The organism is Streptomyces pilosus (genome assembly GCF_014649835.1).
Taxonomy (GTDB): domain Bacteria; phylum Actinomycetota; class Actinomycetes; order Streptomycetales; family Streptomycetaceae; genus Streptomyces; species Streptomyces pilosus.
The window spans coordinates 367,915-389,182 of sequence record NZ_BMTU01000005.1 but is presented as its reverse complement, the minus strand read 5'-3'; the positions used below and the strand labels follow the sequence as shown (position 1 = coordinate 389,182).

Below are 21,268 nucleotides of genomic sequence, written 5' to 3'. Positions count from 1 at the left end.
ACGCGGTGACGTGAGAATCGCGGGCGAGCGGACAGACTCGACGGCAGGTGTACGACCCGAATGAGGGAACGATGTCTCGACTCAGCCGCGGGAAGCAGCGGGAACAGCAGCAGGCCGCCGGGGCGGCGAACCCAGCGGCAGCGCCGATCGACGTCCATGTCCCCGCCGGCGCGGCAGCGGCGTCGGTGGGCGGGGTGGCGGTGATCGCGGGGCCCGGGGAGGAGATCCAGCACGCGGTGCTGAACCGCCTCCACCGCCTCGCCATCGCCTCCGGGCACGCCGTCCTCGCCACCGTGCACGACGAGCGCATCGGCTACGTCGTCCCGCTCCAGGTCGAACCCGACGGTTCCAGCCGGTTCACGGCCCAGCCGGACCGGCTGCGCACGGTGCGGGACCGGGACCCGGAGCAGGCGGCCGAGCCCGCGCGGGACCCCGACACCGACCGGCCGACGCACCTGCTGCGCCCCGCGTCGCGCCCGCGGGCCGCCGAGCAGCCCGCCCCCGTGCGGGACACCGCCCCGACCTTCCCGCTGCGCCCGGTCGCGGAGACGCGGGCGGTGGCCCGGGACGCCGTGCCGACCTTCGAGCTCCGGTCCGTCCCCGAGCCGGCGGAGGGCACGCCGCCCGGCACGGTCGCGCCCCCGACAGGTGCGTTCGGCCCGCCCCCGTCCATGGACGCCGGCCCGCGCCCCGCCCAGCCGGCCCCCGCGCCCGTGCCGGGCCCGCGGCAGCAGCCGGACCCCGGGTCCGAGGCCCTGCTGGACCCCGACCCCAAGCCGACCCCGCCGCGGGGCTTCGACGCCGTGGCGGAAGCGGTGCTCGGCGACGACCCCTCCGCCTCGTCCGGCCAGTACCACCTCGCCGAGCCCATGGCCCGCGTCAACGAGGCCGTCCGTTCCGGCCGGATCGACACGGCCGCCCGCCTGGCCGAGGAGACCGTGGCCCGGACGTCGGCCACCCTGGGCCCGGAGCACCCCGAGGTGCTGCGGCTGCGCGAACTCACCGCCTACATCGCCTACCTGGCCGGTGAACCGCTGCGCGCCTTCCGGCTCTCCCTCGACCTCGCCCTGATCTGCCGCCGGGCCCACGACGCGGAGGCCGCCTACGGCAACGTCCGCAGCGCCGCCACCGCATGGCGCGGGGTGCGCGATCCGCTGCTCGGCCTCGACCTCGGGCACGAACTGATCGCCCTGTGGACCGAGCTGGCCGCCGAGGGCGGTGCCGCCGCCGACGAGATCGAGGAACTGGAGTCCGCCCGCGCCCGCATGGGCCGCCTCACCGAACGGGCCCGCGCGTCCCGGACCTGAACGGCGTTCCCGCGACCGCCGACCCGCCACCCGGAACACCCTGAACACCCTGAACACCCGGGCCGTCCCGGTCTCCCGGGCGAACTCCGCGGAGCCCGGGCGCACCCGGCGCCGGGGGCCGTCGCCGCGGAGGAGCGGCCCCCGTGGCTGTCGGCCGGCCGGCGGTTCCGCCGCCGCTCCGCCCGTCCGGCCGGTGCCGGGCGGGGTGCTACGGCCTGGCCGCCGGCGCGTCCGGCTCCGGGGCGGCGGCCACGGCCTCCGGGCCGCGGTCACCGCCCGCCGCGTCCGCCGTCGTGGCGCTCGCGGCCGCCTGCCGCGCGCCGGACCGTCCGGCGGCCAGCGCGAGGGCGGCCCGGCGGGCGGTGCGCAGCGCGTCCCAGGTGAGCAGGGTCAGCGCCACCCACACCAGGGCGAATCCGGCCCAGCGCTCCGGCGGCATGGCCTCCTTGAAGTAGAGGACGCCGAGGAGGAACTGGAAGACCGGCGCCAGGTACTGCAGCAGCCCCAGCGTGGACAGTGGCACCCGGATCGCGGCGGCACCGAAGCAGATCAGCGGGATCGCGGTGACGAGCCCGGTCGCGGCGAGCAGCAGCGCGTGTCCCGTCCCCTCACCGGTGAAGGTGGACTCGCCGCGGGAGCCCAGCCACACCAGGAAGCCGAGCGCGGGCAGGAACTGGATCGCGGTCTCGGCGGCCAGCGACTCGACACCGCCGAGGTTGACCTTCTTCTTCACCAGACCGTAGACGGCGAAGGAACAGGCGAGGCAGAGGGAGATCCACGGCGGCCGGCCGTAGCCGACGGTGAGGACGAGCACCGCGGCGGCGGCGACCCCGACCGCCGCCCACTGCGCGGGCCGCAGGCGCTCCTTCAGCAGCAGCACGCCCAGCGCGATGGTGACCAGCGGGTTGATGAAGTAGCCGAGGGAGGCCTCGACGACGTGGCCCGAGTTCACGGACCAGATGTACAGGCCCCAGTTCACGGTGATGACCGACGCGGCGACCGTGATCAGCGCCAGTTTGCGCGGCTGCCGCACCAGCTCGCCGAGCCAGGCCCAGCGGCGGACGACGAGCAGCGCGGCGACGACGAAGAACAGTGACCAGACCATCCGGTGGGCCAGTATCTCCACGGCGCCCGCGGGCTGGAGCAGCGGCCAGAACAGCGGCACGAGCCCCCACATGCCGTAGGCGGCGATGCCGTTCAGCAGTCCTGTGCGTCCCTCTGCGGCCGACTTACCGGTCACGGGTCCTCCTTCATGCCTGACGCGTGTCCTGTCCTCCGCGAGGCCCGCCGAACGCGCGCGCGATGCTCGCCGGACGACGGTAACGCCGGACACCCCCGCGTGTCATGTCCGTACCGGTATACGGTCATGACCTACGGGGGTGGAGGGGCGGCGGTGCCCGGGTCAGCCCTTCAGGGCGGCGGTGACGGCCTCGGCGAGCGGAGTGGTCGGGCGGCCGGCCAGCCGGGACAGGTCGCCGCTGTCGACGACGAGCTCGCCCTTCTCGATCGAGGCGTCCACGCCCGCCAGGACGGCCGCCATCGGCTCGGGCACGCCCGCGCCGGCCAGGATGCCGGTGAGCGCCTCGGGCGTGACCTGGGTGTAGACGATCTCCTCGCCGGTCTGCCGGCTCAGCTCGGCCGCGTACTCGGCGAGGCTCCACGCCTCGTCGCCGCCCAGCTCGTACGTCCGGTTCTCGTGCCCCTCGCCGGTCAGTACGGCGACGGCGGCGGCCGCGTAGTCGGCGCGGGAGGCGGAGGAGACGCGGCCCTCGCCGGCGGCGGCCAGGACCGCGTGGTGCGCGAGGACCGGGGCGAGGTTCTCGGTGTAGTTCTCGTGGTACCAGCCGTTGCGCAGCAGGACGTACGGCACGCCCGCCCCGAGCAGGATCTCCTCGGTGGCGCGGTGGTCGTCGGCGAGCGCGGCGGTCAGGGGACCGGGGGCGCTGGTGTAGGCGAGCAGGGCGACACCGGCGGCCTTGGCGGCGTCGATCACCGTCCGGTGCTGGCCCACCCGGTCCCCGCCGACCTCGTTGCCGGAGATCAGCAGGACCTTGTCGCCGGCTGCGAACAGGCCGTCGAAGGTCTCGGGGGCGCTGTAGTCGGCGACCGCGATCCGCACCCCGCGGCCGGCGAGGTCCGCCGCCTTCCGGGCGTCGCGGACGACGGCCGTGACCTGCTCGGCCGGGACCTTCTCCAGCAGCTGTTCCACGACGTGGCGGCCGAGGTGTCCGGTGGCTCCGGTGACGACGATGCTCATGGTTGAGGCTCCTTGTGGGGTGGGTACGCCACTAACCATAAGAAATGCGCTAACCAAAAGAAAGTACCCACCTTGAAGTAAGGTACTGGCGTGGAGGTAAGTGAGAGTGGGCGGGGCGGCGACGCCGAGGCGATGTGCCCGCAGCGGCTGGTCCTGGAGCACGTGACCAGCCGCTGGGGCGTGCTGGTGCTGATCCGTCTCCTGGAGCGCCCGTACCGCTTCAGCGAACTGCGCCGGGCCATCGGCAGGGTCAGCGAGAAGATGCTCACCCAGACCCTGCAGACCCTGGAGCGCGACGGCATGGTGCACCGCGACGCCCGGCCGGTCATCCCGCCCCGCGTCGACTACTCCCTCACCGGACTGGGCCGGGAGGCCGCCGAACAGGTGCGCGACCTCGCCCGGTGGTCGGACGAGCGGCTGGACGACGTGCTCGCCGCCCGGCAGGCGTACGACGAGGCCCGGGCGCCGTAGCGGCACCCGGGCCTCGTACGCGGCCTGCGGCCGGGGCGTCAGCCCACGACGGTCCAGGTGTCGCCGCCGGCCAGCAGCGCGGCCAGGTCGCCCTTGCCGTTCTGTTCGACGGCGGCGTCGAGCTGGTCGGCCATGAGGGTGTCGTAGACCGGCCGGTCGACGGAGCGGAAGACGCCGATCGGGGTGTTGTGCAGGGTGTTCGGGTCCGCGAGCCGGGACAGGGCGAACGCGGTGGTCGGGGACGCGGAGCGGGCGTCGTGGACCAGCACCTCCGCCTCGTTCTCCGGCGTCACCGTGACCACCCGCAGGTCACCGGTCCGCCGGTCGCGCACGACACCCTTGGCGTCGTCGGCGCCGAAGCGGATCGGCTTCCCGTGCTCCAGGCGGATCACGGCCTCCTCCGCCTGCTGACGGTCCTTGAGGACCTCGAAGGCGCCGTCGTTGAAGATGTTGCAGTTCTGGTAGATCTCCACCAGCGCCGTGCCCGGGTGGTCGGCCGCCTGGCGCAGCACCTCGGTGAGGTGCTTGCGGTCCGAGTCCACCGTGCGGGCCACGAACGTCGCCTCCGCGCCGATCGCCAGCGACACCGGGTTGAAGGGCGCGTCGAGCGAGCCCATCGGCGTCGACTTGGTGATCTTGCCGACCTCCGAGGTGGGGGAGTACTGGCCCTTGGTCAGACCGTAGATCCGGTTGTTGAACAGCAGGATCTTCAGGTTGACGTTGCGGCGCAGCGCGTGGATGAGGTGGTTGCCGCCGATGGACAGCGCGTCGCCGTCACCCGTCACCACCCACACGCTCAGGTCACGGCGGGAGGCCGCGAGCCCGGTCGCGATGGCCGGCGCCCGGCCGTGGATGGAGTGCATCCCGTAGGTGTTCATGTAGTACGGGAAGCGGGAGGAGCAGCCGATGCCCGAGACGAAGACGATGTTCTCCTTCGCCAGGCCGAGCTGCGGCATGAAACCCTGCACGGCGGCGAGCACCGCGTAGTCACCGCAGCCGGGGCACCAGCGCACCTCCTGGTCGGACTTGAAGTCCTTCATGGACTGCTTGCCCTCGGCCTTGGGGACGAGCTGGAGCAGCGTGTCGGCGTCAGTCATCGATGGCCTCCTTCAGCGCCGTGGCGAGCTGCTCCGCCTTGAACGGCATGCCGTTGACCTGCGTGTACGAGCGGGCGTCGACCAGGTACTTCGCCCGGACGAGCGTGGCGAGCTGCCCCAGGTTCATCTCCGGGACCATCACCTTGTCGTACCGTCCGAGGACCGCGCCGAGGTTGCGCGGGAAGGGGTTCAGGTGCCGCAGGTGCGCCTGCGCGACGGACTCCCCGGCGTTCCGCAGCCGGCGCACCGCCGCCGTGACGGGCCCGTACGTGGAACCCCAGCCGAGCACCAGGAGCCGCGCGGTCCCGTCCGGGTCGTCGACCTCCAGCTCCGGCACGTCGATGCCGTCGATCTTCGCCTGCCGGGTGCGGACCATGAAGTCGTGGTTGGCCGGGTCGTAGGAGATGTTGCCCGTGCCGTCCTGCTTCTCGATCCCGCCGATGCGGTGTTCGAGACCCGGCGTGCCCGGGATCGCCCAGGGCCGGGCCAGGGTCCCCGGGTCCCGTTTGTACGGCCAGAACACCTCGGTGCCGTCGTCCAGGGCGTGGTTGGGGCCCTGCGCGAACTGCACCCTCAGGTCGGGCAGCTCCTCCGGGTCGGGGATCCGCCACGGCTCCGAACCGTTCGCCAGGTAGCCGTCGGACAGGAGGAACACGGGGGTGCGGTAGGCCAGGGCGATCCGGGCCGCCTCCAGGGCGGCGTCGAAGCAGTCGGCCGGGGTGCGCGGGGCGACCACCGGGACCGGCGCCTCACCGTTGCGCCCGTACATCGCCTGGAGCAGGTCCGCCTGCTCGGTCTTGGTCGGCAGTCCCGTCGACGGGCCGCCGCGCTGGATGTCCACGATCAGCAGCGGCAGCTCCAGCGACACCGCGAGACCGATCGTCTCCGACTTCAGCGCGACCCCCGGACCGGACGTCGTCGTCACCGCGAGCGAACCCCCGAAGGCCGCCCCCAGCGCCGCCCCGATCCCGGCGATCTCGTCCTCCGCCTGGAAGGTCCGCACACCGAAGTTCTTGTGCCGGCTCAGCTCGTGCAGGATGTCCGAGGCCGGAGTGATCGGGTACGAGCCCAGGAACAGCGGCAGGTCCGCCTGCCGGGCCGCGGCGACCAGCCCGTAGGACAGGGCCAGGTTCCCCGAGATGTTGCGGTAGACACCGGGCGGGAACGCCTTCGCCGCCGGGGCCACCTCGTAGGACACGGCGAAGTCCTCGGTGGTCTCGCCGAAGTTCCAGCCGGCCCGGTAGGCCGCGATGTTGGCGGCCGCGATGTCGGGCTTCTTCGCGAACTTCGTCCGCAGGAACTTCTCCGTACCCTCCGTGGGCCGGTGGTACATCCAGCTCAGCAGGCCGAGCGCGAACATGTTCTTGCTGCGCTCGGCCTCCTTCCGCGTGAGGTCGAACTCCTTCAGCGCCTCCACGGTCAGCGTGGTCAGCGGCACCGGGTGCAGGTGGTACCCGTCCAGCGAGCCGTCCTCCAGGGGGCTGCTGTCGTAGCCGACCTTCTGCATCGCCCGCTTGGTGAACTCGTCCGTGTTGACGATGATCTCCGCACCGCGCGGCAGGTCGCCGATGTTGGCCTTGAGCGCGGCCGGGTTCATCGCCACCAGCACGTTGGGGGCGTCACCGGGGGTGAGGATGTCGTGGTCGGCGAAATGGAGCTGGAAGGACGAGACACCCGGCAGGGTGCCGGCGGGGGCCCGGATCTCGGCCGGGAAGTTCGGCAGTGTGGAAAGGTCGTTGCCGAAGGACGCGGTCTCCGAGGTGAAGCGGTCACCGGTGAGCTGCATCCCGTCACCGGAGTCCCCCGCGAACCTGATGATCACACGGTCGAGCCGGCGGACGTCCTTCGCGCCCGCCGCCTTGCGCTGCTCTCCTACGACTGATCCGTCGGCCTGCTCCGCAGTGCTGCTGACCTGGCTGGTCACTGAACTGGACCTCCTCGAGGCGGCTGTCCGGGACGGCCTTCCCGCAGGCCTTCCCCGCATAAACCCTACGTCCGTGAGGGTCGCCTTCCCCGGGTCATTCGCATCTTGGACACGAGGTCGCGGTGCCCCCGCCCGCGACCTCGGGGTCCTCCCCTCAGGAGTTGAGGTAGGTGAGCACGGCCAGGACCCGCCGGTGGTCACCGTCGCTCGGGGACAGCCCCAGCTTCAGGAAGATGTTGCTGACGTGCTTCTCCACCGCGCCGTCGCTGACCACCAGCTGCCGGGCGATCGCCGAGTTGGTCCGGCCCTCCGCCATCAGGCCCAGCACCTCCCGCTCGCGCGGGGTGAGCCCGGCCAGCACGTCCTGCTTGCGGCTGCGCCCCAGCAGCTGCGCCACGACCTCCGGGTCCAGCGCCGTACCGCCCCCGGCCACCCGCACCACCGCGTCCACGAACTCGCGCACCTCGGCCACCCGGTCCTTCAGCAGATAGCCGACGCCCCGGCTGGAACCGGCCAGCAGCTCCGTGGCGTAGCGCTCCTCCACGTACTGCGACAGCACCAGCACCCCGATGTCCGGATGCGACTTGCGGAGCTGCACGGCGGCCCGCACGCCCTCGTCCGTGTGCGTCGGCGGCATCCGCACGTCCGCCACCACGACGTCCGGCAGCAGGTCCTGCCCGTCCAGCTCGGCGACGGTCTTGATCAGCGCCTCCCCGTCGCCGACACCGGCCACGACCTCCAGTCCGCGGTCCGTCAGCAGCCGCGTCAGACCCTCCCGCAGCAGCACCGAATCCTCGGCGATGACCACCCGCACCCTGATGTCCTCCACGTTCCTCGGCCCCCACACACCTGTTTCCGGGCCCGCCCTCCTGGCGGGCCCGGTCGACAGGTCCAGCATTCCAGCTTCCGGCCGGGGACGGGCCGGGGCGACGCGACCGCGGCGCCGGCGGGACGCGTTCCCCCCGCCGGGCCCGACGGCGGCGGCACACGGCCCGGCGGGTGCGGACCCTCAGGTCCGCACCCGCCGGTCTCGGCCCGCGTCTCAGCGGGACGGGATCACCGGGACCGCTCCGCGCGCCACGGCAGTTCGGCGGTCACCCGGGTCGGGCCTCCGGGCGGGGAGTCCACCACCAGGATCCCGTCCACCGCGTCCAGCCGCTCCGCCAGACCCGCGAGCCCGGAACCCCCGGAGGTGTCGGCGCCGCCCACCCCGTTGTCCACCACCTGGAGCATCAGCCGGTTCTCCGCGCGCCACACCTCCAGCGCGGCCCAGGTCGCCCGCGAGTGCTTGCTGATGTTCTGCAGCAGCTCCGAGGCGGTGAAGTAGGCGATGCCCTCGATGGCCGGCGCGGGCCGCTCCGTCAGGTCCACCTCCACCTGCACCGGGACCGTGCAGCGCGAGGCGACCGAGGAGAGGGCGGCGTCCAGGCCGCGGTCGGTCAGCACCGCCGGGTGGATGCCCCGGGCCAGGTCCCGCAGCTCCTGCAGCGCCGTCTTCACCTCGCCGTGCGCCTCGTCCACCATCCGCGCCGCGACCTGCGGGTCCTCCCGCAGCTTCTCCTTCGCCAGGCCCAGATCCATCGCCAGCGCCACCAGCCGGGCCTGCGCCCCGTCGTGCAGGTCGCGCTCGATGCGCCGCAGGTCCGCCGCCGCCGTGTCCACCACGACCCCGCGGTCGGACTCCAGCTCCACCACCCGGGTGGCCAGCCGGGACGGCCCGAGCAGCCCGTGCACCATCACCCGGTCCACCGTCGTCAGCGCCCGCACGATCCACGGTGTGGCGAGCGTGACCAGCAGACCCACCCCCGCGGTCACCGCGATCTCGAACGGGTTGTCCAGGTAGATCTGGCGCTGCTCGTCGCCGTACAGCTGTATGCCCGCCTGTCCGCCGTACGCCGGCAGCACCCAGAACCACAGCGGGTACGTCACCAGGCCCCAGCCCACCGACCAGAGCGTCACGGTGACGACGAAGGAGAAGACCGACCACGGCAGCTGCAGCACCGCGTACAGCAGGGCCCGCCAGGAGGCACCGCTCTTGAGCACGGCACCGACCCAGGCCATCAGCCCCTGCCCCTTCGCCCGCAGCGGCTCCGGCTCACCCACCTTTAGGTCCAGCAGCCCGCGCGCCCGGGCCCGCTCCACCGACCCGAACCCGCGGCAGCCGGCGAGCGCCGCCGCCAGCACCGGCACACCGAGGAACGTCACCAGCAGGCCCGCCCCCAGCGACACCATCGTGACCGCGTAGGTGAACAGCAGGATGCTGACCGGCAGGCTCAGCAGGACGTACACCAGCTCGCGCCAGGTGCGTCCCTCGACCGGCGCCCGCAGCGCGGCCGGCAGCCGGTGCCGTCGTCCCTCGGCGTCACCGGGATGTCCGGGCTCCGCGGGGAGCCCGTAGCCCTGTCCGTACTCCGTGGCCATCGGTGTCGTCCTTCGTCTCGTCCGGAGGCTGTGCCGTCGTATCCCCAGACTCCTCCGCCGCAGGTCGACGGACCATGGAGTCCGTCGCAGTCTTGGACGGGGGGTTTTCCCTACCGTCGGCGGCGGGCGGACGCCCGCTTCGCCGTGCGCGGCTGCCCGGCCGGGACACCGGCACGGTCCCGCCACGGCAGCTCCGCCGTCACCGTCGTCGGACCGCCCTCCGGCGAGTCCACGACGAACAGGCCGTCCACCGCGTCCAGCCGGTCGGCCAGGCCCCGCATGCCGGTCCCGCCCTCCAGCCGGGCACCGCCGCGCCCGTCGTCCCACACCTGGAGGAACAGCCGCCCCTCCGACAGCCACGCGTCGACCGCGGCCGACCGGGCCCCGCTGTGCTTGCTGACGTTCTGCAGCAGCTCCGAGACGGTGAAGTAGGCGATGCCCTCGATGGCGGCCGCCGGGCGTTCGTCCAGGTCGACCGTCACCTTCACCGGCACCGTGCAGCGCGAGGCGACCGAGGACAGGGCGGCGTCCAGGCCGCGGTCGGTCAGCACCGCCGGGTGGATGCCCCGGGCCAGGTCCCGCAGCTCCTGGAGGGCCAGCTTCACCTCGCCGTGCGCCTCGTCCACCATCGACGCCGCCGCGTCGGGGTCCTCCAGCAGCTTCTCCTTGGCCAGGCCCAGCCCCATCGCCAGATTCACCAGCCGGGCCTGCGCCCCGTCGTGCAGGTCGCGCTCGATGCGCCGCAGGTCCGCCGCCGCCGTGTCCACCACCACGCCCCGGTCGGACTCCAGCTCCGCGATGCGCCGCTCCAGCTCGTCGGAGGGCGACAGCAGTCCGCGCACCATCGCCCGGTCCCCGTCGGCCAGGGCCCGCACGACGAACGGCAACACCGGCCACAGCACGAACAGCCCGGTCAGCGTCACGGCGAAGGTGAGCACCCCCCACGGCAGCCGTATCAGCTCGTACAGCACCGTGCGCCAGCTCACCGGGTCCTTCAGCACCATCCACAGCCGCGGCCAGAAGCCGCCGGCCGACCGCGGCAGCCGGCTCGGCTCCTCCACCCGCACCCCGAGCAGCCTCCTGGCCCGGGCGCGCTCCAGCCGGCCCAGCCCCCGCGCACCCATCAGCCCGGTGGCCAGCAGCGGCAGCCCGATCACCGTCACGGTCAGCCCGACACCGGTGAACAGCACGGTCACCGTGTAGGTGAAGCCGATCAGCGACACCGGGAGGTTCGTCAGCAGGTGGACGATCTCCTTCCAGGTGTGCGCGTCGAAGGCGAAACGGGCCGGCGGCGGACGGTCGCCGGGGCCGGCCGGCGCGGGAACCGCCGTCACGGGCGTGCCCGCGGGCGGGAAGGGTTCGGTCATGCGCTCAGCCTGCCGGGGGCAGGGGGGCCCGCGCCATCAGGCGGACCGCCGGGGCACCCTGAGGAAAACCCCACCCCGGGTGTCCCGAGTGGTGACGGGCCGCTTACGGTGGCTTTATCAGGGCCTAGACTCCCGTGCGTACAGATCTCCGAGGCAGTGAGGGGCGGACGTGCGGGAAACGACCGTCGTCGCGGCGGACTACTTCCAGTCCTACTCGGTCGTCGGACTGCTCGCCGTCGTCGGCCTGCTGTTCGTCGCCGTGGCCTTCGGGGCGGGCCGCCTGCTGCGGCCGGTGGTCCCCACCCCCGAGAAGCTCATGACGTACGAGTGCGGAGTCGACCCCGTCGGCGAGGGCTGGGCCCACACCCAGGTCCGCTACTACGTGTACGCCTTCCTCTACGTGATCTTCGCCGTCGACTCGATCTTCCTCTTCCCCTGGGCCACCGTCTTCGCGGCCGAGGGCTACGGCGCGACGACCCTGGTGGAGATGTTCATCTTCCTCGGCTTCCTCGCCGTGGGCCTGCTGTACGCATACAAGAAGGGCGTCCTGACATGGACGTGAACCCTGCCGCCGCCGAGAACCCCGCCGCCCCCGAGGGCACGGCCGCCCCCGGGGACCCCGCCGCCCCCGAGCCGGTCCTGCTCCCGGAGCCCCGGCGGCTGGGCGCCCTCGCCCGGCTGGCACCCGAACCGATGAAAGTGGTCCTCAACTGGGGCCGCCGCTACTCGCTCTGGGTCTTCAACTTCGGCCTGGCCTGCTGCGCGATCGAGTTCATCGCCGCCTCCATGGCCCGGCACGACTTCATCCGCCTCGGCGTCATCCCCTTCGCGCCGGGACCGCGCCAGGCCGACCTGATGGTCGTCTCCGGCACGGTCACCGACAAGATGGCACCCGCGGTGAAGCGCCTGTTCGAGCAGATGCCGGAGCCCAAGTACGTCATCTCCTTCGGCGCGTGCAGCAACTGCGGCGGGCCGTACTGGGACTCCTACTCCGTCACCAAGGGCGTCGACCAGATCATCCCGGTCGACGTCTACGTCCCCGGCTGCCCGCCCCGCCCGGAAGCGCTGCTCCAGGGCATCCTCAAGCTCCAGGAGAGGATCGCCCGCGAGTCGCTGGGGGAGCGGTACGGCTCCGGCGGCGGCGCACGCCCGTCCGCGGCGGCGCTGCAGAGCGGCCTGGTCCGGCCGCCCGCGCCGCCGGCCGGTGAGAGGGAGGGCCGATGACCGCGACCGGCTGGCTCCCCGCCGGCACCGAGGAACTCTTCGGTACCGGGGCGACGGCGGAGGAGTCGTACGGCGTCCTCACCGTCGACGTCCCGCCCGCCTCCTGGACCACCGCGCTGGAGACCGCCCGCGACCGTCTCGGCTGCACCTTCTTCGACTGGCTGAGCGCGGTCGACGAACCCGGCACGGGCTTCCGCGTCACGGCCCACGTCGCCGCCCTGTCCCCGGTACGGCGGCTGCTGCTGCGCACCACGGTGCCGCACGAGGCCCCGGTCCTGCCCTCCGCCGTCGGCGTCTACGCCGGCGCCGCCTGGCACGAGCGGGAGACGCACGAGATGTTCGGCGTCGGCTTCACCGGCCACCCGGGACTGGACCACCTCCTCCTGCCGGACACCTTCGAGGGCCACCCGCTGCGCAAGGACTTCGTCCTCGCGGCCCGGGTCGCCAAGGCCTGGCCCGGCGCCAAGGAACCGGGGGAGTCCGAGCACGGTGGCGCCAAGCGGCGCCAGATGCTGCCGCCGGGCGTCCCCGACCCCAACGAGTGGGGTCCCCTCAAGGGCCAGCTCCCGCCCGCCCCCGCCCGCCCCGCCCGCCGCGCGGCCACCGCCGCGGGCCGGCCCCCCGGCGAACGCCCGCCCCGCCGCACCCGCACGGCCTCGGAGGGCTCGGCGAGCCAGACGGGCGCGGACGCGGGTGCCGCTGCGGGCGCCGGTGCCGGTGCCGGTGACGGCGGGGACCGGCCGCCGGTCGCGCCACGCCGGGCGCGTTCGGCGGCGGAGGGTTCCGCGAGCCAGGCTGCCGCGCCGGAGTCCCCGGTCGCGCCGCGCCGCAACCGTTCCGCGTCCGAAGGCCCCGCCGGCCGGACGGCGCAGGAACGCCCGGAGCAGGCCGCCCCTCCCGCCCGACGTGCGCGGAGTGCGAGTGAGGGGTCGGCGTCGCAGCGCCCCGCTCCGTCTGCCGCCGGAGACGGCCCCCGCCGGGCGCGCAGCGCGTCCGAGGGGTCCGCGAGCCAACGCGCGGTGCCGGAGGAGACCTCGCCGGCGGACGACGGGCCCACCCCTGGCCCCACGCCCACCGGGACCGGCCGGCCGGACGACAGTCCGCCCGCCGCCCCGCGCAGCCCGGACGCCCCCTGGCACCACGCCCGCCCGGCCTTCACGGAACCGACGACGGAACCGGCGACGGAACCGACATCGGAGCCCGCCGCCAGGCCCGGAGCGGAGCCGGACGCGAAGCCCGGAGCGGAGCCGGACGCCGAGCCGGGCACCGAACCCGGAGCCGAGCCGGCCGCGGAGCCCGGAGCCGAGCCGGCCGCGGAGCCCGGAGCCGAGCCGGCCGCGGAGCCCGGAGCCGAGCCCGAGACCCAAGCCGGGACCGGAGACGGAACCGGTACCACCACTCCCGAAGACCCCGCAGGAGGCCCGCGGTGAACGACGTGCTCGACGTCGCCCTGCGACTCCTGGTCGTGTTCGTCGTCTTCCTCACCTTCCCCCTGATCGTGGGTCAGACCGAGCACAAGGTGATGGCCCACATGCAGGGCCGTCTCGGCCCGATGTACGCCGGCGGATTCCACGGCTGGGCCCAGCTCGTCGCCGACGGCGTGAAGTTCGCGCAGAAGGAGGACGTGGTCCCGGCCGGCGCGGACCGCCGCATCTTCCAGCTCGCCCCCGCCGTGGCCCTCCTGCCCTACCTCCTCGTGCTGCTCGCCATCCCGATCGGCCCGGGCGAGGGCGCGGTCGGCCAGGTGATCGACGCGGGCGTGTTCTTCGTCCTCGCCGTCATGGGCGTCGGTGTCCTCGGCTCGCTGATGGCCGGCTGGGCCTCCGCCAACAAGTTCTCCCTCCTCGGCGGCCTGCGCACCGCCGCCCAGCTCCTCGCCTACGAACTGCCGATGCTGCTCACCGCCGCCTCGGTGGCGATGGCGGCCGGCACCGTCTCCCTCGTCGGCATCCTCGACGCCTTCGAGTGGTGGTGGGTGCCCTGGCAGATCACCGGCGCGCTCGTGTTCTTCATCGCCGGTCTCGCCGAACTCCAGCGGCCCCCCTTCGACATGCCGGTCGCCGACTCGGAGATCATCTTCGGCGCGTACACGGAGTACACCGGTCTGCGCTTCGCCCTCTTCCTCCTCGCCGAGTACGCCGGGATCGTCGTGCTGTGCGGCCTGACCACCGTCCTCTTCCTGGGCGGCTGGCACGGCCCCTGGGGCGCCGACGGACTCGGCTGGGTCTGGACCCTGCTGAAGGCCGCGGTGCTCGCCTTCGTCGTCATCTGGCTCCGCGTCACCTACCCCCGCCTGCGCGAGGACCAGCTGCAGAAGTTCTCCTGGACCCTCCTCGTGCCCCTCTCCCTCGCCCAGATCGCCCTCACCGGCATCGTCAAGGTGGTGATCTCCCAGCCATGACCGAGCCCCTCCCGCCCAAGCGGCCCCGCATCCCCGGCTCGGGCCTGGCCAAGGGCCTGGCCGTCACCCTGCGGACGATGACGAAGAAATCCGTCACCGCCCAGTACCCGGACACCCAGCCCGGCCTCCCGCCCCGCACCCGCGGAGTGATCGGCCTGTTCGAGGAGAACTGCACGGTCTGCATGCTGTGCGCCCGTGAGTGCCCGGACTGGTGCATCTACATCGACTCGCACAAGGAGACGGTGCCGGCCGCGGCCCCCGGCGGCCGCGAGCGCAGCCGCAACGTCCTCGACCGCTTCGCCATCGACTTCGCCCTGTGCATGTACTGCGGCATCTGCATCGAGGTCTGCCCCTTCGACGCCCTCTTCTGGTCTCCCGAGTTCGAATACGCCGAGACCGACATCCGCGACCTCACCCACGAACGCGACAAGCTCCGCGAGTGGATGTGGACGGTCCCGGCCCCGCCCGCGCTCGACCCCGGCGCCGAGGAACCCAAGGAAGTCGCCGCCGCCCGCAAGACCGCCGACAAACTCGCCGCCGCCCAGGCCGAACCGCTGGAGGAGTCGTGACCCTCGCCGCAGCCGCGGCAACGGCCGCGCACGCCACGACCACCACCGCCGCCGAGACGCACGGCTTCCTCTCCCCGACCGGGGTGGAGATCGCCTTCCTCCTCGTCGGCCTGGTCACCCTGGGGGCCGCCGTCGTCACCGTCACCACCCGGCAACTGGTGCACGCCGCCCTGTGGCTGGTGGTGGCCCTCGGCGGCCTCGCCGTCGAATACCTCCTGCTCACCGCCGAGTTCATCGCCTGGGTGCAGGTCCTCATCTACGTCGGCTCCGTCGTCGTCCTCCTCCTGTTCGGGCTCATGCTCACCCGGGCCCCCATCGGCCGCTCACCCGACGCCGACTCCGGCAACCGCTGGGTCGCCCTCGGCGTGGCCGTCACCGCCGCGGCCGCCCTGGTCTGGGTGGTCGTCGACGCCTTCCGGACCACCTGGATCGACCTGGACGGCGCGCCCGCCGGCTCGACCGAGGTGACCGGCGCGAGTCTCTTCCAGCACTGGGTCCTCCCCTTCGAGGCCCTCTCCGTCCTCCTTCTCGCCGCCCTCGTCGGCGCGATCGTCCTCTCCCGCAAGGCCAAGGCCGAACGGGCGGCGGCCACCGCCCCCACCCCCGGCACCCCGGGGCCCGGGCCCACCCGGCGCGAGACGGAAGGGACCCGCTGATGCACCTCGCCTATCCCGCCGTACTGTCCGCCCTCCTCTTCTGCACCGGCCTGTACGGCGTCCTCGCCCGCCGCAACGCGATCCTCGTCCTGATGTCGGTCGAGCTGATGCTCAACGCCGTCAACCTGAACCTGGTCGCCTTCGACGTCTGGCTCAGCCGGGCCGCCGAGGAGACCCTGCACTCCGGCCAGGCCCTGGCCCTGTTCACCATCGCCATCGCCGCCGCCGAGATCGGCATCGGCCTGGCGATCGTCCTCGCCGTCCACCGCAACCGCGGCACCTCGGACATCGACCGGCTCCGCGACACGGCCGAGGGCCACGAACCCGACGGTCCCGACGGCGACGCGTCCGGCGGTGCGGCCTCCGCGCCCCGGTCGGCCACCGAGAAGGCCGAGGCCACCGCGTGACCACGACCACCCTCGCCGTCCTCGTCCCCCTCCTCCCCTTCCTCGGCGCGATCGCCGGACTGCTCCTGGGCCGCACCGCCCCCGGCTTCGTCCGCCCGCTGGCCGTCCTGCCGGCCCTCGCCTCGCTCGGGCTCGCCGCCGCGGTCGCCGCCCGCCAGGGCGGCGGCGGTCCGGTGGACGCCGCCACCGAGCTCACCCCGACCGGTTCCGTCCCCGTCGAACTCGCCCTGCACGTCGACGGTTTCGCCGCGCTGACCGCCGTACTGGTCACCGTCGTCGCCACCTGCGTGCAGATCTACTCGACCGGCTACCTGCGCGACGACCCGCGCTACCCCTCCTACGCCGCCCTCGTCTCCCTGTTCACCTCCGCGATGCTCCTGGTCGTCTACACCGGCGACCTGATGGTGCTGCTGGTCGGCTGGGAAGTCATGGGCATCTGCTCCTACTTCCTCGTCGGCCACTACTGGGAGACCCCCGAGGCCCGCGCGGCCTCCCTCAAGGCCTTCCTGGTCACCAAGCTCGGCGACGTCCCCTTCCTCATCGGCCTGTTCGCCCTGGCCACCGAAGCCGGGTCGTTCCGCATCACCCGGATCCTCGGCGCCGTCGGGAACGGCGGCATCGAACACCCCACGCTCATCGCCCTGCTGCTCCTGGCGGGCGTGGCCGGCAAGTCGGCGCAGTTCCCCCTGCACACCTGGCTCCCCGACGCGATGGCGGGCCCCACCCCCGTCTCCGCGCTCATCCACGCCGCGACCATGGTCGCCGCCGGTGTCTACTTCGTCGCCCGCCTCCTCCCGCTCTTCGAGGCCTCCCGGGCCGCGATGACCGTCCTCGCCGTCATGGCCGCCGTGACCATGACCGGCTCGGCGCTCGCCGCGCTCGCCCAGGACGACATCAAACGCGTCCTCGCCTACTCGACGATCGGTCAGCTCGGCTACATGACCGGCGCCCTCGCCGTCGCCGACCGCGGCGCCGCCGTCTTCCACCTCCTGTCCCACGGCGCCTTCAAGGCGCTGCTGTTCCTCGCCGCCGGTGTGATCATCCACGCCGCCGGCACCAACTCGCTGGCCGCCATGTCCCGTATGGGCCATCTGCGCGACCGCGTCCCCGACGCCTACTGGACGACGACCGTGGCACTCCTCGCGCTCGCCGCGATCCCGCCGTTCAGCGGTTTCTTCTCCAAGGAGACCGTCCTCGGGGCCGCCGAGCACGTCGTCACCGGCCACACCGGGAACGCTCCCGCCGCCGCGGGCTGGATCGTCCTCCTCGCCGGCCTGGTCACGGCCGTGCTCACCGCCGCGTACGCGACCCGCCTGTGGCTCCTGGCGTTCCGCGGTGACGGACCGGAGGCCCCCGACCACGGCAGGCAGCCGCTCTCGATGACCGTGGTGCTGTGGGTGCTCGCCGTCCCGTCCCTCGCGCTCGGCGGCCTCGCCTTCCGCGTGCTGCCCGACTGGTTCGACGGCCACGACCTGACCCCGACCCTGACCACCTCTGTACTCGGCACGGGCGTCGCGCTGGTCGGCGGCATCGTCACCTACGCCGCCTGGCGGCACACCACCGCGCACGCCGCCCGCATCCCCCTCGGCGCCGTCGCCGCCCACCCCGGTGGCGACGCCGGGCGGGTCGAGGCGGAGGCCATCGCCAGCCACGAACCGGCCTACGGCGACATCGCGTACGCCTCCGACCCGTCGGACCCCGGACGGCTGCTGCTCGGCCCGCTGCACCGGCCCGCGGCCGCCGGCTTCCACCTGGACGCCCTGTACACGGCGCTCTTCGTCCGCCCGGTCCGGGCCGGCGCGCGCCTGGTCAGGTTCCTCGACCGCGAGGTCGTCGAGACCTACGTCCGCGGCGCGGGCACACTGCCCCGCTGGCTCGGCGCAGCCGTACGACGGGCCCAGACCGGCAATCTGCAGACCTATGTGAGCGCGCTGCTCGCCGGCACCGTCGTCCTCACGGTCGCCGTCGTCCTCGCCGCCACGGGAGCGTGAGCAGGCGTGATCGATATCAGCGAGTCCGTGATGCAGTTCCTTCTGGCGTTCCTCGTCGTCGGCCCGCTCCTCGGCGCCGCCGCCGCCCTCCTGCCGGCCCCGCCCGGACTGAAGGGGAAGTCACCCGAGCAGGCCGTGCTCCGCCACGGCGTCACCGTCACCGGCGCCGTCCTCGCCGCCGCGATCGTCCTCGCGCTCGGCTTCGACCACAGCCGGCCGGCCACGATGCAGGCCACGACCGACATCAGCTGGATCCCCGCACTCGACGTGCGCATCCACCTCGGCACCGACGGCATCTCCCTCCCCCTTCTGGTCCTCACCGCGCTGCTGACCTTCCTCAGCGCCCTGTACTCGTACTTCAAGCCGCCCGCGGGCCCGTCCCCGAAGGCCTTCGTCGCCCTGCTGCTCGTCCTGGAGTCCGGCACCCTGGCGACCTTCGCGGTCCTCGACCTGGTCCTGTTCTTCCTCGCCTTCGAGACGGTCCTCATCCCGATGTACTTCCTCATCGCCCGCTGGGGCAGCGAGGGCAGGGCCGAGGCCGCCTTGAAGTTCATCCTCTACACGCTGCTCGGCTCCGTGGTCATGCTGCTCGGCCTGCTCCTGATCGGAATCAAGGCGGGCACGTTCGACATGGTGGCACTCGCCACTGACAACGGCCGGTCCCTGACCGCGTCCGTGCAGGTCATCGCCGTTCTGGCGATCGGGATCGGCCTCGCGGTCAAGACCCCGATGTGGCCCCTGCACAGCTGGCTGCCGGACGCCCACACCGCCGCGCCGACCGTCGGCTCGGTCCTGCTGGCCGGCGTCCTGCTGAAGATGGGCACCTACGGGTTCGTACGGATCCTGCTGCCCGCCGCGCCGGACGGCTTCCGCACCTTCGCGCCGTACCTGGCCGCGTTCGCCGTCGTCGGCATCGTCTACGGATCCCTCGCCTGCCTGGCCCTCGCCGGACGAGGCGCGAACGGCGACCTCAAGCGCCTCATCGCCTACTCCTCCGTCGGCCACATGGGCTTCGTCCTCCTCGGCATCGCCACCATGACCCCGACCGGCGTCAACGGCGCCCTGTTCGCCAACATCGCCCACGGCCTCGTCACCGGCCTGCTGTTCTTCCTGGTCGGCGCCCTCAAGGACCGCACCGGCAGCACCGACCTCGACACCCTCGCCCGCCAGTCACCCGGCCACCACCCCGCAACGAGCGGCTCCGCCGCGCCGGAACATCCCGAGACCGGCGCCGCCCTCTACGGCCGGGCCCCCCGCCTCGGCGGCCTGTTCGCCTTCGCCGCCGTCGCCTCCCTCGGACTGCCCGGCCTCGCCGGGTTCTGGGGCGAGATGCTCGCCCTGTTCGGCGCCTTCGAGCCCGCCGCGGGACTCAGCCGGCCCGCCTTCCTCACCTTCATGGCGATCGGCGCGTTCGGCACCCTCCTGACGGCCGCGTACCTGCTGATCGTGGTCCGCAGGGTCTGCATGGGAGCCGCGCCCCAGGACGCCCCGCGCCTCACCGACGTGCGCGCCTACGAGTTCGCGGCCTGGACCCCGCTCGTCGTCCTCACCGTCGTCGCCGGCCTGTGGCCGAAGGCCCTCCTCGGGCTGACCGACCCGGCCGTGCAGCAGCTCCTCACAGGAGGCACCCGATGAGCTCCCTCGTCCAGTCCGTCGACTGGCTGGCCATCGCGCCCCCCACCATCGCGGCGGTCGTCGGACTCGCCGTGCTCGTCGCCGACCTGTTCGTCGACGAACGCAGGAAGCCGCTCCTCGGCTGGCTGGCGGTGGCCGGACTCGCCGCCGCCACGCTCATGCTGCTGCCCCTCCTCGACGCCGACCGCAGCACCTTCTGCCTGGTCGGAGACACGAGCGTGTGCAGCTACACCGCCGACCGCTTCACCCTCGTCATCCAGTTCCTGGTCCTCGGCGGCGCCCTCCTGACCGCCCTGCTCTCCGTCACCACCCTGAAGGACGACCGCGCACGGCTCCCCGAGGGCGAGTACTGGTTCCTGTTCCTCGCCTCCGCGGCCGGCGCCGCCCTCCTGCCCGCCTCCCGCGACCTCGCCACCCTCGTCGTCGCCCTGGAGGTCGCCTCCCTGCCCGCCTTCGCCCTGGTCGGCCTCCGGCACGGCGACCGCAGGTCCTCCGAGGCGGCCCTGAAGTTCTTCCTGTCCTCCGTCACCGCCACCGCGGTCAGCCTGCTCGGCATCGGCTTCGTCTACGCCGCCACCGGCACCCTGCACCTGACCCGCGTCGCCGAGCGGATCCAGACCGTCGACGGACAGCTCCACACCCTCGCCCAGACCGGTGTCGTCCTCACCCTCGTCGGCTTCGCCTTCAAGACCGCCGCCGTGCCGTTCCACTTCTGGGTCCCCGACACCTACGTGGGCGCCCCCCTGCCGATCGCCGCGTACCTGTCCGTCATCGGCAAGGCGGTCGGTTTCTCCGGCCTGATCCTCGTCACCGTCGTCGCCCTGCCGTCCTACGCCGACGTCTGGGGCCCCGCCCTCGCCGTCCTGGCCGCGCTCACCATGACCGTCGGCAACGTCGGCGCCCTCAGACAGCAGGCCTCGCGCGCGCACAGTGCCGTACGCCTCCTCGCCTGGTCGTCCGTCGGCCAGGCCGGCTACCTCCTGGTGCCGATCGCCGCCGCCGCGTACTCCGGCGACCCCGAGAGGTCCATCGGCTCCACCCTCGCCTACGCCCTCATGTACGCCGCCGTGAACCTGGGCGCCTTCGCGGTGGCCGCCCTCGTGGGCCGCGCGCACCGCCTCAACCGCGTCGCCGACTACCGCGGCCTGTACGCCTCCAGCCCGCTCACCGCGCTGCTCCTCGGCTTCTTCCTGCTCTGCCTCGCCGGGCTCCCGCCGGGCATCATCGGCCTCTTCGCCAAGGTCACCGTCTTCGCCGCGGCCGTCGACGCCGGACTCGGCTGGCTCGCCGTCGTCATGGCCGTCAACGTCGTGATCGCGCTGGTCTACTACCTCCGCTGGACCGCCCTGCTGTTCCGTGCCCCCGCGGGCGAGCCGGTCCGGCACCGCCTGCCCGCTCCGCTCACCGCCGCCCTCGCCCTGACCGGGGTGATCGGCATCGTCCTGTCCGGCGCCCCCCAGCTGGTCCTCCGCTTCACCGACACCGGACTCTTCTGAGGCCCTCCCGGGGCCTCCCCGCCCGTCCGTCACCCGGACGGTTCA

The 21,268-nt window shown here is 73.2% G+C and carries 19 protein-coding genes; 12 read left to right on the top strand and 7 right to left on the bottom strand.

From position 1 onward, the window contains the following. Positions 1 to 71: 71 nt before the first annotated feature. Complete coding sequence (locus IE118_RS15635) at positions 72 to 1,307, top strand: tetratricopeptide repeat protein (protein ID WP_189558480.1); 1,236 nt, start codon at positions 72 to 74, stop codon at positions 1,305 to 1,307. Positions 1,308 to 1,515: 208 nt separating this feature from the next. Here the strand turns inward: IE118_RS15635 and rarD are convergent, their stop codons facing one another. Together rarD and IE118_RS15625 are read right to left on the bottom strand one after the other, a co-directional pair. Next, on the bottom strand, positions 1,516 to 2,547 hold the full coding sequence (gene rarD / locus IE118_RS15630) for an EamA family transporter RarD (RefSeq protein ID WP_189558479.1): 1,032 nt from the start codon (positions 2,545 to 2,547) through the stop codon (positions 1,516 to 1,518). A gap of 162 nt (positions 2,548 to 2,709) precedes the next feature. Beyond that, positions 2,710 to 3,564, bottom strand: a complete 855-nt coding sequence (locus IE118_RS15625) for an SDR family oxidoreductase (protein ID WP_189558478.1) — start codon at positions 3,562 to 3,564, stop codon at positions 2,710 to 2,712. A gap of 132 nt (positions 3,565 to 3,696) precedes the next feature. On the opposite strand from IE118_RS15625, the gene IE118_RS15620 reads away from it, so the two are divergent. After that, complete coding sequence (locus IE118_RS15620) at positions 3,697 to 4,035, top strand: winged helix-turn-helix transcriptional regulator (RefSeq protein ID WP_189558654.1); 339 nt, start codon at positions 3,697 to 3,699, stop codon at positions 4,033 to 4,035. Between the two features lie 38 nt (positions 4,036 to 4,073). Here IE118_RS15620 and IE118_RS15615 read toward each other — a convergent pair whose 3' ends face one another. The 5 genes from IE118_RS15615 to IE118_RS15595 form a co-directional block, all read right to left on the bottom strand. Continuing rightward, entirely contained in the window at positions 4,074 to 5,132 is a 1,059-nt protein-coding gene (locus tag IE118_RS15615; RefSeq protein ID WP_189558477.1) for a 2-oxoacid:ferredoxin oxidoreductase subunit beta, read from the bottom strand. Then, a complete protein-coding gene (locus IE118_RS15610; protein ID WP_189558476.1) occupies positions 5,125 to 7,056 on the bottom strand; it encodes a 2-oxoacid:acceptor oxidoreductase subunit alpha in 1,932 nt (643 codons plus the stop codon). The genes IE118_RS15615 and IE118_RS15610 overlap by 8 nt, the downstream gene beginning before the upstream one ends. 154 nt (positions 7,057 to 7,210) lie before the next feature. Beyond that, positions 7,211 to 7,870, bottom strand: a complete 660-nt coding sequence (locus IE118_RS15605) for a response regulator transcription factor (protein ID WP_306430380.1) — start codon at positions 7,868 to 7,870, stop codon at positions 7,211 to 7,213. 242 nt (positions 7,871 to 8,112) lie between these two features. Further along, the gene (locus IE118_RS15600) at positions 8,113 to 9,477 is read right to left on the bottom strand and encodes a sensor histidine kinase (protein ID WP_189558474.1); all 1,365 of its coding nucleotides are present in this window, start codon (positions 9,475 to 9,477) and stop codon (positions 8,113 to 8,115) included. Between the two features lie 110 nt (positions 9,478 to 9,587). Beyond that, positions 9,588 to 10,844 (bottom strand): sensor histidine kinase, encoded by a 1,257-nt coding sequence (locus tag IE118_RS15595; RefSeq protein WP_189558473.1) that lies wholly within the window; start codon positions 10,842 to 10,844, stop codon positions 9,588 to 9,590. Between the two features lie 169 nt (positions 10,845 to 11,013). Here IE118_RS15595 and IE118_RS15590 point away from each other — a divergent pair, with 169 nt between their 5' ends. The 10 genes from IE118_RS15590 to IE118_RS15545 are packed head-to-tail and all read left to right on the top strand — an operon-like array spanning position 11,014 to position 21,223. Continuing rightward, positions 11,014 to 11,406, top strand: a complete 393-nt coding sequence (locus IE118_RS15590; RefSeq protein ID WP_189558472.1) for an NADH-quinone oxidoreductase subunit A — start codon at positions 11,014 to 11,016, stop codon at positions 11,404 to 11,406. Next, entirely contained in the window at positions 11,397 to 12,068 is a 672-nt protein-coding gene (locus IE118_RS15585) for an NADH-quinone oxidoreductase subunit B (RefSeq protein ID WP_189558471.1), read from the top strand. Before IE118_RS15590 ends, IE118_RS15585 begins: the two co-directional genes overlap by 10 nt. Then, entirely contained in the window at positions 12,065 to 13,498 is a 1,434-nt protein-coding gene (locus IE118_RS15580; protein ID WP_189558470.1) for an NADH-quinone oxidoreductase subunit C, read from the top strand. The genes IE118_RS15585 and IE118_RS15580 overlap by 4 nt, the downstream gene beginning before the upstream one ends. After that, a complete protein-coding gene (locus tag IE118_RS15575) occupies positions 13,495 to 14,469 on the top strand; it encodes a complex I subunit 1/NuoH family protein (protein WP_189558469.1) in 975 nt (324 codons plus the stop codon). Before IE118_RS15580 ends, IE118_RS15575 begins: the two co-directional genes overlap by 4 nt. Then, entirely contained in the window at positions 14,466 to 15,038 is a 573-nt protein-coding gene (locus IE118_RS15570) for a NuoI/complex I 23 kDa subunit family protein (protein WP_189558468.1), read from the top strand. Before IE118_RS15575 ends, IE118_RS15570 begins: the two co-directional genes overlap by 4 nt. Further along, positions 15,035 to 15,694: an NADH-quinone oxidoreductase subunit J family protein gene (locus IE118_RS15565; protein WP_189558467.1), complete on the top strand. Its 660-nt coding sequence runs from the start codon at positions 15,035 to 15,037 to the stop codon at positions 15,692 to 15,694. Before IE118_RS15570 ends, IE118_RS15565 begins: the two co-directional genes overlap by 4 nt. Then, positions 15,694 to 16,101: an NADH-quinone oxidoreductase subunit NuoK gene (gene nuoK, locus IE118_RS15560; protein ID WP_189558466.1), complete on the top strand. Its 408-nt coding sequence runs from the start codon at positions 15,694 to 15,696 to the stop codon at positions 16,099 to 16,101. Before IE118_RS15565 ends, nuoK begins: the two co-directional genes overlap by 1 nt. Further along, complete coding sequence (locus IE118_RS15555; protein WP_189558465.1) at positions 16,098 to 18,092, top strand: NADH-quinone oxidoreductase subunit 5 family protein; 1,995 nt, start codon at positions 16,098 to 16,100, stop codon at positions 18,090 to 18,092. The genes nuoK and IE118_RS15555 overlap by 4 nt, the downstream gene beginning before the upstream one ends. 6 nt (positions 18,093 to 18,098) lie before the next feature. After that, positions 18,099 to 19,727 (top strand): complex I subunit 4 family protein, encoded by a 1,629-nt coding sequence (locus IE118_RS15550; RefSeq protein ID WP_189558464.1) that lies wholly within the window; start codon positions 18,099 to 18,101, stop codon positions 19,725 to 19,727. Further along, a complete protein-coding gene (locus IE118_RS15545) occupies positions 19,724 to 21,223 on the top strand; it encodes an NADH-quinone oxidoreductase subunit N (RefSeq protein WP_189558463.1) in 1,500 nt (499 codons plus the stop codon). Before IE118_RS15550 ends, IE118_RS15545 begins: the two co-directional genes overlap by 4 nt. Positions 21,224 to 21,268 lie beyond the last annotated feature (45 nt).

What these genes read in the sequence shown, in the direction of transcription:
- IE118_RS15585 (WP_189558471.1), top strand. Translation starts at nt 11,397, where the DNA reads ATGGACGTGAACCCTGCCGCCGCCGAGAACCCCGCCGCCCCCGAGGGC.
- IE118_RS15595 (WP_189558473.1), bottom strand. Translation starts at nt 10,844, where the DNA reads ATGACCGAACCCTTCCCGCCCGCGGGCACGCCCGTGACGGCGGTTCCC.
- IE118_RS15620 (WP_189558654.1), top strand. Translation starts at nt 3,697, where the DNA reads ATGTGCCCGCAGCGGCTGGTCCTGGAGCACGTGACCAGCCGCTGGGGC.
- IE118_RS15615 (WP_189558477.1), bottom strand. Translation starts at nt 5,132, where the DNA reads ATGACTGACGCCGACACGCTGCTCCAGCTCGTCCCCAAGGCCGAGGGC.
- IE118_RS15570 (WP_189558468.1), top strand. Translation starts at nt 14,466, where the DNA reads ATGACCGAGCCCCTCCCGCCCAAGCGGCCCCGCATCCCCGGCTCGGGC.
- IE118_RS15580 (WP_189558470.1), top strand. Translation starts at nt 12,065, where the DNA reads ATGACCGCGACCGGCTGGCTCCCCGCCGGCACCGAGGAACTCTTCGGT.
- IE118_RS15600 (WP_189558474.1), bottom strand. Translation starts at nt 9,477, where the DNA reads ATGGCCACGGAGTACGGACAGGGCTACGGGCTCCCCGCGGAGCCCGGA.
- IE118_RS15545 (WP_189558463.1), top strand. Translation starts at nt 19,724, where the DNA reads ATGAGCTCCCTCGTCCAGTCCGTCGACTGGCTGGCCATCGCGCCCCCC.
- IE118_RS15635 (WP_189558480.1), top strand. Translation starts at nt 72, where the DNA reads ATGTCTCGACTCAGCCGCGGGAAGCAGCGGGAACAGCAGCAGGCCGCC.
- nuoK (WP_189558466.1), top strand. Translation starts at nt 15,694, where the DNA reads ATGCACCTCGCCTATCCCGCCGTACTGTCCGCCCTCCTCTTCTGCACC.
- IE118_RS15625 (WP_189558478.1), bottom strand. Translation starts at nt 3,564, where the DNA reads ATGAGCATCGTCGTCACCGGAGCCACCGGACACCTCGGCCGCCACGTC.